General features: G+C 44.1%; 11 protein-coding genes. 5 read left to right on the forward strand and 6 right to left on the reverse strand.

What is annotated here, in order from left to right; genetic code table 11:
* The first annotated feature begins 107 nt into the window (after positions 1–107).
* Together L3V33_RS17870 and L3V33_RS17875 are read left to right on the forward strand one after the other, a co-directional pair.
* The gene (locus tag L3V33_RS17870) at positions 108–866 is read left to right on the forward strand and encodes a sulfite exporter TauE/SafE family protein (protein ID WP_146456780.1); all 759 of its coding nucleotides are present in this window, start codon (positions 108–110) and stop codon (positions 864–866) included.
* A gap of 226 nt (positions 867–1092) precedes the next feature.
* On the forward strand, positions 1093–1284 hold the full coding sequence (locus L3V33_RS17875) for a hypothetical protein (RefSeq protein WP_004733590.1): 192 nt from the start codon (positions 1093–1095) through the stop codon (positions 1282–1284).
* Between the two features lie 174 nt (positions 1285–1458).
* On the opposite strand, the gene L3V33_RS17880 is transcribed toward L3V33_RS17875, so the two are convergent.
* Positions 1459–1872: a VF530 family DNA-binding protein gene (locus L3V33_RS17880; RefSeq protein WP_004733589.1), complete on the reverse strand. Its 414-nt coding sequence runs from the start codon at positions 1870–1872 to the stop codon at positions 1459–1461.
* A 425-nt stretch (positions 1873–2297) separates the two neighbouring features.
* On the opposite strand from L3V33_RS17880, the gene L3V33_RS17885 reads away from it, so the two are divergent.
* Positions 2298–3458 carry an HD domain-containing phosphohydrolase gene (locus L3V33_RS17885; RefSeq protein ID WP_237290948.1) on the forward strand — a complete coding sequence of 387 codons (1161 nt, stop codon included), beginning with the start codon at positions 2298–2300 and terminating at the stop codon, positions 3456–3458.
* Positions 3459–3591: 133 nt separating this feature from the next.
* Here the strand turns inward: L3V33_RS17885 and gnd are convergent, their stop codons facing one another.
* The 5 genes from gnd to L3V33_RS17910 form a co-directional block, all read right to left on the reverse strand.
* The gene (gnd, locus tag L3V33_RS17890; protein ID WP_004733587.1) at positions 3592–5040 is read right to left on the reverse strand and encodes a decarboxylating NADP(+)-dependent phosphogluconate dehydrogenase; all 1449 of its coding nucleotides are present in this window, start codon (positions 5038–5040) and stop codon (positions 3592–3594) included.
* A gap of 29 nt (positions 5041–5069) precedes the next feature.
* Entirely contained in the window at positions 5070–5786 is a 717-nt protein-coding gene (gene pgl, locus L3V33_RS17895) for a 6-phosphogluconolactonase (RefSeq protein WP_237290949.1), read from the reverse strand.
* A complete protein-coding gene (gene zwf / locus L3V33_RS17900; RefSeq protein ID WP_004733585.1) occupies positions 5783–7285 on the reverse strand; it encodes a glucose-6-phosphate dehydrogenase in 1503 nt (500 codons plus the stop codon). The genes pgl and zwf overlap by 4 nt, the downstream gene beginning before the upstream one ends.
* A gap of 437 nt (positions 7286–7722) precedes the next feature.
* Positions 7723–8418: a response regulator gene (locus tag L3V33_RS17905; RefSeq protein ID WP_237290950.1), complete on the reverse strand. Its 696-nt coding sequence runs from the start codon at positions 8416–8418 to the stop codon at positions 7723–7725.
* 69 nt (positions 8419–8487) lie between these two features.
* The gene (locus L3V33_RS17910; RefSeq protein WP_237291005.1) at positions 8488–10095 is read right to left on the reverse strand and encodes a sensor histidine kinase; all 1608 of its coding nucleotides are present in this window, start codon (positions 10093–10095) and stop codon (positions 8488–8490) included.
* 662 nt (positions 10096–10757) lie between these two features.
* Here L3V33_RS17910 and L3V33_RS17915 point away from each other — a divergent pair.
* Both L3V33_RS17915 and L3V33_RS17920 read left to right on the forward strand, forming a co-directional pair.
* Complete coding sequence (locus tag L3V33_RS17915) at positions 10758–10985, forward strand: hypothetical protein (protein WP_004733582.1); 228 nt, start codon at positions 10758–10760, stop codon at positions 10983–10985.
* Between the two features lie 212 nt (positions 10986–11197).
* Positions 11198–12637: a TolC family protein gene (locus L3V33_RS17920; protein ID WP_237290951.1), complete on the forward strand. Its 1440-nt coding sequence runs from the start codon at positions 11198–11200 to the stop codon at positions 12635–12637.
* Position 12638 lies beyond the last annotated feature (1 nt).

The following is a 12638-nucleotide window of genomic DNA, read 5'->3' on the forward strand; positions in this document are numbered from 1 at the left end:
AGATGGTAGTAAACTCACAATCCGACTCCTGAAAAACACATATCCCTGATATTAATAACAAAATCAAGTAAGGTGATTCATCATTTAACGCATTGGATTCTAAAACTATGGATTGGTTGATTCTATTCTTGTCAGGCGTGATTGGCGGAGTGCTTAACTCAATTGCGGGCGGCGGCAGCTTCATCACCTTCCCCGCTCTATTGTTTGCTGGTGTTCCACCAATAGCAGCCAACGCGACCAATACCTTTGCTTCATGCGCTGGCTACATGAGCGGAGCCTACGCTCTACGCCACGAAATTCAATCTGGTACTAAGCAACTAAAACTGACCATTGGTTTGTGTGTCATTGGCGGCGGCATTGGTGCATTTTTACTACTACACACGCCAGAAGCGCTATTTACTCAATCCGTCCCTTGGTTGTTGCTGTTCGCCGCTCTGCTTTTTACCTTTGGTGGCACACTCAATAAATGGCTTAAGCAAGCAACAGCAAAACATAAGCACGCCACCAGCGCAGGGATATTCTTTTCCGCTTTATTGCTTTTGGTCGTGTGTATCTATGGTGGTTACTTTAACGCAGGTTTGGGGATAGTAACGTTAAGTTACTTAGCTCTGGCTGGTTACACCAACATTAATGTAATGAATGGCATCAAATTGTTGGTGTCTGCGTGTGCATCACTCGCGGCAATCGTGTTCTTTGTTGTGAATGGTTCGATTGATTGGCCGTCTGGCATGGCAGTATTATTTGGTACATTGGTTGGTGGTTATTATTCAGCAAAAATCTCTCGCCGTATCCCACAACAATATGTTCGTACCACAGTGATCATCGCTAGCTTTTTGATCACCGCTTACTTTTTCTATGCTAACTAGACGTTCAGTTCAATAAGGCTTTCAACATGAAAGACAGACCGAAAAGACTCCACTCTCTCAATACCTATTTCGCTATTTTATTGCTCATAAAATAGCCAAGGTGAAATATGTGAGGCGAGTCCTTCAATTAGCAAATTTGATAACAATTTAGACTGTTTTTTAGCCTTTATTTTGCCAAAGGTGGGATAATTCTCCTGTCGAAAGTGAGACTTCATTAGGAGGCGTTATGAACATTAAACTCGGTCATGTCATGTCATCAAGTCGACTCATTTGCTTTGTCGCTTTTCTTGCTGCCACATTCGCGTGGATTCTAAAAATGCCCGCTCTGTTTTCTGTGTCAGCGCTATTCCTACTGATCAGCGCCATTGTCTATGTCGTTGACCTTTGGAAGAATCAAAGAAAGAACCGCGAAGCTTAAGACGAATGACTAAAGCGACACGCACTAAAAAAGGAGCGCTTAGGCTCCTTTTGTATTTTGCAGTCAAGGCTTTGTCTATCTGACGATGCTCAACTTACGCCTTTACATAAAGACGTTAAAACTAACGACGCGCTCTTTAAATGCAGACGCCTTTCTATTAACGACGCCCTATTACTAGCGACGAAAGTTACGACCGTTACCGCCGCGGCGCTCTTTAAATGCAGACGCTGCTTTAGCTTGTGATGCTAGAATCGATTCAACCGTCAATTCCATTGGCTCACGAGGTTCTAACCCATGACGGAATGTACGTGAACGCGGAGGCATCTGGTATTCGATATCAGAAGCTTTAGGCATGCGCTTGAAACGGTAAAGGTAGAAATTCTCAACCTTCTCGCGAGCCCACTCTGTTTTCTTCAAATATTTAACGGCACTTGCTACTGTCGGCTTAGTGTTAAAGCAGTTCATGCGCATTGCAGCATCCAAAATTTCCCAACCGTAATGATCCACTAATTCAGTGATCATAGTATCTAGCTTTAAGCCGTGCAGTGGGTTGTTTTGTTGCAGTTCGATTCTTTCTTCTTCAGTCATATCTTTACCTTTTCCAAGGCAACTAAAGGCCTTGAATATACTCTAGAACACCGTCATCACTGACCATATCTAGCTCAATCATTTGGGCATTACATCCATTGCCCTTATCTATGCCTTTATGATGGCATAAAGCATGCTCGTTATCCTATTTATCTTTCAATTTAATTTTAAAATGGTCACTTACTATCCTAATATTGCGTGCAATACCGCCATGCACTCCCGACGAGTGCTTCTCTTAGATTTCGACCAAATTCGTTCAAGTTAACAAAAACCATGATAGAAGCATGAAATATCCATAATTTAAGTAATGAATTATAAATTTATTAGAACGCAGTATTGCTAATTAACAGCACGATGCTATGTTAGAAGTGGTATAGAAACCTACAAATAACGATATTAAACAATGATATAATTATAAATAAAGGTTGGCTTTGACCATGTTTGACTACTCAAAAATCAGCAGAGTAGCCGCCCAAGATAAAGACATTATCGCTATCGTTGATGATCTCTTTCGGCTAGCTCGCGAACATTACCCCATTCTGTCTAGGCTCTCGGTTGTGCTATGCAACGAAAATAGAGCGTCGAATTACTTTGTTTCGGACACTCTGTGCCAAGAAGCCGAACATCGCTACGTTGAGCAAGAACTTACGCCAGAATCGGCTTTGTCGCGCATGGCTGAGTCTTTAGATACCCGGATCATCAACGACCTCACCACCATTAGCTCAACCAAACAAATATCTCACCTGCTCGATCTCGGTCATCAAAGCAGTTATACAACACCGATTCATCATCAAGAAAGTAATCTTGGGTTTGTATTTATCAATGCTTCATCAACAGGATTTTTTGCTAACCAAACTATTCAGTGTGATATCGCCTATCTCACTCAAGTCATCTCTAGCCTTTTCGTTCAGTGGTTTGAGCGCCAACGTCACTTTCAATCCTCTTTAGCGATAGCTTTAAACATGGGTCATGCTCGAGATCCAGAAACCAAAGAACACCTAATTCGCATGGGTAAATACAGTGAAAAAATTGCTCGCACTCTGTCGCAGACCAAAAGAGAAATCACCCACCAATTCATTCATCGAATCCGGTTGTATGCGCCCTTTCACGACATAGGAAAATATCGAATTCCAGATAAGGTGCTATTCAGTAGCGCGCGTTTCAACGAAGAAGAAAGAAACATCATGAACAATCACACCTTGTATGGCGAAGAGATGATTGATGACGTGGTTGCCCTTTCCCACCACAGCTCGATGTGCAGTGAAGAGATTCAATTCATTAAGAATATTGTGCGCCACCATCATGAACGGTTTGATGGCTCTGGATTACCTGATGCTTTGAGTAACACAGCGATACCACTCGAAGCTCGAATAGTGACATTAGCCGATGTATTCGATGCGCTGATGAGCAAAAGAGCTTATAAGCACGCGTGGACACTCGATGAAGTGATGGAATACATTGAAATGCAGAACGGTTCAATGTTCGACCCAGAGTGTGTTGTGGCTCTTAAACAGAACCTAGACGGCTTTATGGCAATTCGGGAGCAATACAATGACGATGCTCAGCCGCACTTAATGACAGCTTAAACTATGGCTTCTTTGTTATTCAGGCCTAAGTAAGAGAACGTGAACCAACAAAAAGGATGCCAATTGGCATCCTTTTGTTTTCTAGTTTACAGCTTAAAGAACAAACGTGTTCTTAACTGCTCCTAACTAACGATTATACGTCGTAAGTTGTAGAAGCAGTGTCGCCGCCTGTACCAGTCCAGTTTGTGTGGAAGAATTCACCACGTGGACGGTCAGTACGCTCATAAGTGTGAGCACCGAAGTAGTCACGTTGAGCTTGTAGAAGGTTCGCTGGAAGACGAGCTGTAGTGTAACCGTCTAGGAACGTTAGTGCAGAAGTCATACATGGCATTGGGATGCCTGATTCCATAGACTTAGCTGCAACTTTACGCCAAGCGCCCATGCAGTTGTCTAGGATGCCTTTGAAGTATGCATCTGAACCTAGGAATGCGATCTCCGGGTTCGCTTCGTAAGCATCACGAATGTTACCTAGGAATGCAGAACGGATGATACAACCGCCACGCCACATAAGTGCAACGTTACCGTAGTTTAAATCCCAACCGTTTTCGTTCGACGCTTCACGCATTAGCATGAAACCTTGAGCGTAAGAGATGATCTTAGAAGCAAGTAGAGCCTGACGGATTGCATCAACCCACTCTTGCTTATCGCCTTCAACTGGAGCAACAGTCTTACCGAACAGTTTCTCAGCTTCAACACGTTGATCTTTAAGTGCAGATAGGCAACGAGAGAATACAGACTCAGTGATTAGAGTCAGTGGGATACCCATGTCTAGTGCGTTGATACCAGTCCATTTGCCTGTACCTTTTTGGCCAGCAGTGTCTAGGATCTTCTCAACTAGCGCTTCACCGTCTTCATCTTTGTAGCCAAGGATGTCAGCAGTGATTTCTACTAGGTAGCTGTCTAGCTCAGTTTTGTTCCAGTCAGCAAATACAGCCTGCATTTCGTCGTGGTTCATACCTAGGCCATCTTTCATGAACTGGTATGCTTCAGTGATAAGCTGCATGTCACCGTATTCGATGCCATTGTGAACCATCTTAACGAAGTGACCAGCACCGTCGTTACCAACCCAATCACAACAAGGCTCACCCGCGTCAGTTTTCGCAGAGATACCTTGGAAGATAGGCTTAACCGCTTCCCAAGCTTCAGGAGAACCGCCTGGCATGATAGAAGGACCGAAACGAGCACCTTCTTCACCACCAGAAACACCCGTACCGATGAAGTGGATGCCTTTCTCGCGAAGAGCAGCAACACGACGGTTTGTGTCTGGGAAGTTAGTGTTACCACCATCAATGATGATGTCGCCTTTGTCTAGAAGTGGTACAAGCTTGTCGATGAACGTATCTACAACGTCACCAGCACGAACCATAAGCATCACTTTACGTGGCGCTTCTAGTTTCTCAACTAGCTCTTCTAGAGAGTAAGCACCAACAATGTTAGTACCCTTAGCTGGGCCTTCTAGGAACTCGTCTACCTTAGCAGCAGTACGGTTGTGAGCCACAACTTTGAAGCCGTGGTCGTTCATGTTTAGGATAAGGTTCTGACCCATTACCGCTAGGCCAATTACACCGATATCACCTTTCATTATTTATATCTCCTTGCGGCTATTCGCACTTATGCGATAGCACTTGCTGCATTTGAATCTAGGAACCACTCTGTTTCGCCAGTTTTAGACTGGATTTTCGCTGCCGGGTAAGGCAGTTCTGAAGCAGGAGTTGTATGAATTTCTTTAACGATCTCAACTTTACCTGCACCCAGTACTAGGTAGCTGATTCGTTTTGCTGCTTCTAAAACTCTCGCAGTTTTAGAAACACGGATCTGGCCCGACTCTGGGTGAGAAGCTAATACAGATAGGTTCTCATCTTGGTAGTCAGTTGCACCCGGGAATAGTGAAGCTGTGTGGCCGTCTGCGCCAACACCGAGCAGAATCCAATCAAAAACTGGCGTGCCGTTTTCTGTTGGAATCACATCTGCCATTTCTTTCGCGAAACGTTCTGCTTCTGCTTTAGGCTCATCTTCACCACGGATGCGGTGGATGTTCTCTGCAGGCAGGTTTACGTTTGTAAACAGCAGTGTATTCGCTTCACCGAAGTTGCTTTCCGCATCGTCTGGTGCCACGCAACGTTCGTCGCCCCACCAGAAATGAAGGTTATTCCATTGAATACCTTCCGCGTATGGCGCTTGAGCTAAAAGCTTGAAAAGCATTTTTGGCGTGCTGCCACCCGACAATGAAATGTGAACAGGTTTGCCCTGTTCGCTGTATGCTTTCATTTCGTTTGCTAGGTTTTCAACGACCAATTCAGGCGTTGCAAAGATCTTGTGGTTGATCATAGTTCGCAGTAATCCGTGTCTGTTAGGTTTTTACATGGGAAACGCCATGCGCGGCCATCACGTTGCAGAAGCTCATCCGCTTCTTGCGGGCCCCAAGTACCACAAGCATAGCCAAACAGTGCTTGAGGGTCTTGTTTGAGATCTAAGATCGGTTGAACGTACTTCCAACATGCTTCTACTGCATCAGTACGTGCAAACAGAGTCGCATCACCGTTCAGCGCATCAAGAAGAAGACGCTCATAAGCCGTCAGCATTTGAGTTTCAGGCAAGTCAGAGTAAGAGAAGTTCATTTTCACTTCTTTTGCTTTGAAGCCTGCACCCGGCTCTTTCAAACCAAAGCTCATCTGAATACCTTCATCCGGTTGGATACGGATAATCAGCTTGTTCTCTGGTGCATCTTGACCAAACACTGGGTGTGGCGTGTTCTTAAAGTGAATCACGATTTCAGTCACACGTGTTGGTAAGCGTTTACCCGTACGTACGTAGAAAGGAACACCATTCCAACGCCAGTTGTTGATATGTGCTTTAAGACCAATGTACGTTTCAGTACGAGAGTCGTCTGCGACACCATGCTCTTCGCGGTAACCAGGCAAGTGCTGACCACGAACGTCTGATGCTGTGTATTGACCTAGAACCAAATCTTTACGCAGGTCGTCTTCTTCCAGTGGTTTCAGACACTGAAGTACTTTAACCACTTCGTCACGAATAGAATCCGCATTGATTTGTGCAGGCGGTTCCATGCCAACCATTGCTAATACTTGTAGCAAGTGATTTTGGAACATGTCACGAACTGCACCAGAACCGTCGTAGTATCCGCCACGCTCTTCAACGCCAAGGAACTCAGCACCTGTGATTTCAACGTATTCAATAAAGTTACGGTTCCACAGTGGTTCAAACATCGCGTTTGAGAAACGAAGCACTAGAAGGTTTTGTACCGTCTCTTTACCAAGATAATGGTCGATACGGTAGATCTGGTGTTCTTGGAAGTGATGATGGATCTCTTCATCTAACGCTTGAGCTGATGCTAAGTCGTAACCAAATGGTTTCTCGATGATCAGACGACGCCAGCCGTTCTTTTCATCGTTCAGGCCATGCGCAGCAAGGTTTGCCGGAATCACACCGTATAGGCTTGGCGGGGTTGCCAAGTAGAACAATGTGTTATGGTTTTCGAATTGGTAGTCTTGCTCAAGCTTGTCTAGACGTTGTGCTAAACGAGCGTAGTCGTCTACATCTGAAGTGTTGATCGCTTGGTAATGCAGATGTTCAATAAATGCATTCAGCGTCTCTGGCTCAGTTTTTTCCATTTCCTGAAGAGACTTCTTCAGCTTCTCACGGTAAGACTCATCGCTGTACTCAGTACGGCTCACGCCAAGAATCGCAAAGGATTTTGGTAGTTGATTGCTAGCATACAGGTGGTACAAAGCAGGAATTAACTTGCGGTAAGTTAGATCTCCCGATGCACCAAAAATAACGATGCTGCTGTTTTCAGGTATTACCATCATCTTTCCTATAAAAACAAGGTTTTTAGTATTCGCCAAAGGTATCAGCGACATACGAAAATAGATAATAGGTCTTGGCTATTACATCAATAGCGAGTGCCTATTACACTTGAGAATGCGTTTGGTAAACGAGGGTGAAAGCTATCACCTCTATTCGGGACAGTATTGTCTATGAGTATTTGATTTACATCAACCACTGTGAAAGCAATCGATTAAATATTGACTCATTTTGAACAAATTCTAATCGATAGATCAGTTCGCCGAGCCCGAGAGAGAAGCAAATCGGTATTCTCAAACATTGTAGTCAAGAAAGAACGGTATCTGGTCGGTGGAGTGAATAATAGGAAATGGAGAGAAAGGCAAAACCAGCCTATTCAACTGGCTTTATATTAATTTGACAGCATCGCGTTTGTCTTTGTGACTTGTTGTCGCTAAATTTATCTTCTAGCTTTGTTGTAGCAACGTTCTGGGCGGCCTACTGACCCGTAATTTAAGTCGGCCACTAACTCACCAGTCGTGATTAGAAATTCCAAATAGCGTCGAGCGGTGGTTCGACTTGCTCCAATACGTTCACCTGCTTCATCTGCTGTAATATCAGCAATGTCGGCTTGTTGAAAAATGGCTCTAATTTTATCAAGCGTTACGCCATCAATCCCTTTCGGTAACGTAGAAACCTTTCGAGAATCGGCCTTGGCATTGGCTTGCAACATCTTGTCGACCAAACCTTGGTTTAAGTCAGACACACTTTCAAATTCTTGTTGTTGCGATTGGTACTTTTTCAGCGCCGCTTCCAAACGAGGAAACATCACAGGTTTGAGTAGATAGTCGACGACTCCACCACGCATCGCTTGCTGAAGGGTGTCGACGTCTCGAGCGGCGGTAATCAGAATCACATCACAGCCCTGATTACTGCCACGAACGTGGTTCAAAATATCAAGTCCGCATCCGTCCGGCAGATACACATCCAATAAAACCAAATCAGGTTTTAAGATATCTAACTGCATTAACGCTTCAGACTGTGTGGTCGCAATTCCGACCACATCAAAGCCTCCCATCTGTTCTAAATAACGATGGTGAAGCTCTGCAATCGCAATATCATCTTCAATGACCATGACTCTCGTGATTGCGCTCATTTATGTTCTTCCTTTAACCATGCTTTTTCCGTCACGATGATCTTCACTCGATCACTTCGCGCTTAATTATTATTGTGCTTCTTTTGGCAGATAAACCGTCATTCGCGTACCAAAATCGTGGTTGTCGACCATTTCAAGCTGTCCTTGATATCGGTCTGCCAGTTGCTTTATTAAATACAAACCGACGCCGCGATTCTGTTTCGCTTTGCTTGATACGCCTTTTTCGGTGAGTGCTTTCGTCGCCAAGTCTTTCGGCAAACCACACCCTTTGTCTTCTACTTCTACGATAATTTCATTACCAAAATCACTGATTGAAACTTCAATAACTCGACGCGCTGGAGTAATTTGACCCTCTTGCTTAATAGCCGTCATAGTGGCATCAAAGGCGTTATCTATCAGGTTGCCAAGAATTGTGACAACGTCATCCGCGTTCAGCCAGCTAGGCAATGCTTCAAGCCTTGAGCCTTCTTCGACTTTGAGCTCTAAGCCTATTTCTCTCGCACGCTCCGTTTTCCCCAAGAGCATGCCTGCAATGAGCGGGTCTTTAACGGTTTCACGCAAGAACTCGATCAAGCTTTGATAGTGTGCTGTTTCTTGGCCAATCAGCTGCTGTACTGAATCCAACTCGCCCATCTGGATCAAGCCACTAATGGTGTTGAGCTTGTTTTGATGCTCATGGGTTTGTGAACGGAGTAAATCAGCATACTCTTTGGTTTGTGAGAGCTGGTCTGTTAAGTCATTGATTTCATCTCGCAATCGAAAGCTGGATACCGCCCCAACGACTTCACCCGCCACGATAATTGGGCTGCGGTTGGCAACGATTCGCTTATTGTTCAGGTACAGCTCGACGTCGTGATCGGTTTCACCAGTGGATAACAGTTGCTCTAAATCACTGCCGGCCAATACATCTGAAAGGCGCAGCTGGTTTAGTGCAGACTCTCTATCGATAGACAAAATATCGCAGGCACTCTTATTAATAGAACGTAAAATTCCGTGCTTATCGATACTCAGAATACCTTCTTTCACGGTACTCATAGTCACATCTAACTCGACATACAGTCGGCCGATCTCTTCGGGTTCAAAGCCTAAAATAGCGCGTTGAAAGCGACGAGACACATAGCTTGAAATCAAAGCGTTGACCGCAACCACCAGCAACGCCATCACAATCAAAAAGGTTAAATAAGGTTCGATTCGGTCTTGTAACGAGTCCAACAAATAGCCAACCGACACCACGCCAATGACAGTGCCTTGTGGGTCTTTAACCGCGGATTTCCCACGGACAGAGAAGCCAAGTGATCCTTTGGCCGTCGACACATAAGATTCACCCAACACCAATGCTTTTTGGTTATCACCACCGCGCATTGGTTTACCAAGCCGATCATCATAAGGGTGAATCAAGCGGATACCTTTGTCATCTCCCACAACGATAAACGCCGCGCCAATGAGCTGGGTAAGGTTTCGAAATTTAACTTGAGTTTCTTCAGACATAACGTAGGGAACGCCATTAGGACCCATTGTTTCATTTTCTTGAATAATGCTGGTGACAAGTGGCGATTCAGACAGAAATTCAGCAACACCTAACGCTTTCAAACCCATCTCTTGTTCTTGAGATTGTTTGATATAATAAAAACCAGCCGCTGAAAGTATCAAAAGTTCAACAAGACCAGTGACCGTCATGATAATCAGCAGCCTTTTACGGAAGCTGATACTACTCCATTTCATATTCCACCGTCCCTAGTGTTAGACGAGCAATGTTAACACCAAGTTAATTAGATGACCTTTCTACGTACGCGAATTTGTGACTGTTACTCAACTAAATAATTGAGCAGATTATTAATTGATAATCCTTTACGTTGTTCACCTCGATTAATCGTTCGCTTTTAGAACGGATTAGCTTAAAAATCAAAATAAACGAATAAATATTGAGCTAGATCACTAAGCTTTTAGGTGTTTTTTAGGTTGTTTAAAATAAATACAATTATAATAGTTGCATATAAAGAAGTTTATTGTTGCCAAGCCAAAAGTCATGATTTTCAGACTCTGCTTTAAATCGAAATTTCGGTTAACAAAAAGACAACAACTCTTCGCTCACTGGACGTATCTATAACGAAACGTTGCACGCTCGCCGTTAGGATTGTTGAACAAACAGGTTATCAACCTAACCTCATTCATACATCTCTATTTACACTATAGGCCAGCATGACAACTCAGAGGTGCCTGATAAAGCAGCGCCCAATAATAAAACATTGATGAGCAGGAAGTATCGATCAGTGGCAACGTCCAATAGAAACAGGATTAAAAACATAACGTATAAACATTGTTGAAAAGGAAACCAGGCAATGAAGCGCGATAATTTTGGAATTTGTCTTACTAAGACCATGCTGTTCAAACACTTGCAATCGACTTTTACTCACGTAAGAGCCTATGAGAAAGACGGTACCTCCCCTCTCGATCTCAAGGTATTGTTAGCGTTCCCGCAAATGTCGGGCAGAGATTTATTACAAACAATGCAAGGCTCAAGACAATTGGTGTGGCGCGCCGATCACCATTGTCCTGGCTTTAAATAAGCCACTTCATTTTGTAAAACACCTCTATACTGAACGAAAAGAGCACGCTTTGTCGTGCTCTTTTCGTTTCAGTGATCTTTGTTATTCACATCACGTATTTTATTACATTAACTTAACGAGTATGCGTGTTTCTAATCATATGAGACAATCAACTCAAGACAAATGACTATCACCCTGTTAACATTAGAGTTAATGCTCTAATTTGGTATTTAATGCAGATGACCAAACCAAAATTCCGTTACCTTGCGGTCGCTAGTATGCTTCTCGGCACCATGACTTCGCCAGGCTATGCTACCCCGCTCACTTTTTCTGAAGCGTGGCAAATATTACAAGAAAACAACAACTCACTTGCGGCTCAACAAGCCAATGTTGAACGTTATCAACACCTTCAGAACTCAACGAGTAGCCTCAACTTGCCTTCTATTACCTTAGGGGCTAACTACACGCACCTTGATAGTGACGTAACCATCAATGGTGAACAGTTTTCAGATAGCTTGAGTGGACTGCCATTTCCAATACCACCCGGATTTGCTGGCCTACTTGGCGGTGTAACCTCCACCATCACCGAGCAAGACATCTTTAGCTCTTCCATTCGCGCGGTTTGGCCTATCTTCACAGGCGGGCGAATTACCGCTGCGCAAAATGCTGCTGAAGGTAAAAGCGAAGAAGCGCAAAGCCAGTTGTTGATGGAAAGACAAGCTCGCTACGAAGACTTAAGTAAATATTACTTCTCGGTGATCTTAGCGGAAGACGTCGTGAAAACGCGTCAAGCCGTTGAAGCTGGCTTAACTCAGCATCGTGATTTCGCCATCAAGCTTGAACAACAAGGGCAAATCGCACGAGTAGAACGCTTGCAAGCGGATGCGTCACTAGACAAAGCGGTTGTCGAGCGAACTAAAGCTCAAAACGATCTTAAGATTGCTCAATTAGCGCTGACTCAAATCCTTGGTCAGAGCCAAAGTGTAGAACCCTCAGAGCAACTGTTTATCAATAAGAACCTGCCTCATATGGATGTGTTCATTGACCAAACACTCATGACCTATCCCGGCCTTAAGATTCTTGATGCAAAAGAGAAACAAGCAAGCAGCTTAATTAAAGCTGAGAAAGGTAAATACTATCCAGAAGTATACCTTTACGGTGATTACAGCCTGTATGAAGATGACTCTCTAGCCAGCGAAATGAAACCCGATTGGTTAGTTGGCATTGGTGTGAATGTGCCGCTGCTTGATACTTCTGGCCGTTCAGACAAAGTAGCCGCCGCTCACAGTGCTGTCTCACAGGTTCAATTCCTGAAGTCGCAAGCTAAGCAAGACTTAACCGTGTTGGTACAGAAGACTTACCTTGAAGCGAACCAAGCAATTGAGGAGGTTCAAGGCCTGAACTCAAGCTTGGCTTTGGCTCAAGAAAACCTATTACTCCGTAAAAAAGCCTTCACTCAAGGACTCTCGAACTCGCTAGAAGTGGTTGATGCAGAGCTCTACCTTGCGAGCATCAAAACCCAGCAATCTGCTGCGCGATTCAAATACCTAATCTCTCTGAACAAGCTATTAGCGCTAACCAGCGAAATGAATGCTTACTCGAGTTACTTAACCTCTTCTGTTCCGTCTGACTTCGACTCAAAAACAGACACCGATAGCCAGTCAAAAGGATAAT

The organism is Vibrio sp. A2-1 (assembly GCF_021728355.1).
Lineage (GTDB): Bacteria > Pseudomonadota > Gammaproteobacteria > Enterobacterales > Vibrionaceae > Vibrio > Vibrio splendidus_K.

What these genes read in the sequence shown, in the direction of transcription:
- L3V33_RS17915 (WP_004733582.1), top strand. Translation starts at nt 10,758, where the DNA reads ATGAAGCGCGATAATTTTGGAATTTGTCTTACTAAGACCATGCTGTTC.
- L3V33_RS17870 (WP_146456780.1), top strand. Translation starts at nt 108, where the DNA reads ATGGATTGGTTGATTCTATTCTTGTCAGGCGTGATTGGCGGAGTGCTT.
- L3V33_RS17910 (WP_237291005.1), bottom strand. Translation starts at nt 10,095, where the DNA reads ATGACGGTCACTGGTCTTGTTGAACTTTTGATACTTTCAGCGGCTGGT.
- gnd (WP_004733587.1), bottom strand. Translation starts at nt 5,040, where the DNA reads ATGAAAGGTGATATCGGTGTAATTGGCCTAGCGGTAATGGGTCAGAAC.
- L3V33_RS17875 (WP_004733590.1), top strand. Translation starts at nt 1,093, where the DNA reads ATGAACATTAAACTCGGTCATGTCATGTCATCAAGTCGACTCATTTGC.
- L3V33_RS17920 (WP_237290951.1), top strand. Translation starts at nt 11,198, where the DNA reads ATGCAGATGACCAAACCAAAATTCCGTTACCTTGCGGTCGCTAGTATG.
- L3V33_RS17880 (WP_004733589.1), bottom strand. Translation starts at nt 1,872, where the DNA reads ATGACTGAAGAAGAAAGAATCGAACTGCAACAAAACAACCCACTGCAC.
- pgl (WP_237290949.1), bottom strand. Translation starts at nt 5,786, where the DNA reads ATGATCAACCACAAGATCTTTGCAACGCCTGAATTGGTCGTTGAAAAC.
- L3V33_RS17905 (WP_237290950.1), bottom strand. Translation starts at nt 8,418, where the DNA reads ATGAGCGCAATCACGAGAGTCATGGTCATTGAAGATGATATTGCGATT.
- zwf (WP_004733585.1), bottom strand. Translation starts at nt 7,285, where the DNA reads ATGGTAATACCTGAAAACAGCAGCATCGTTATTTTTGGTGCATCGGGA.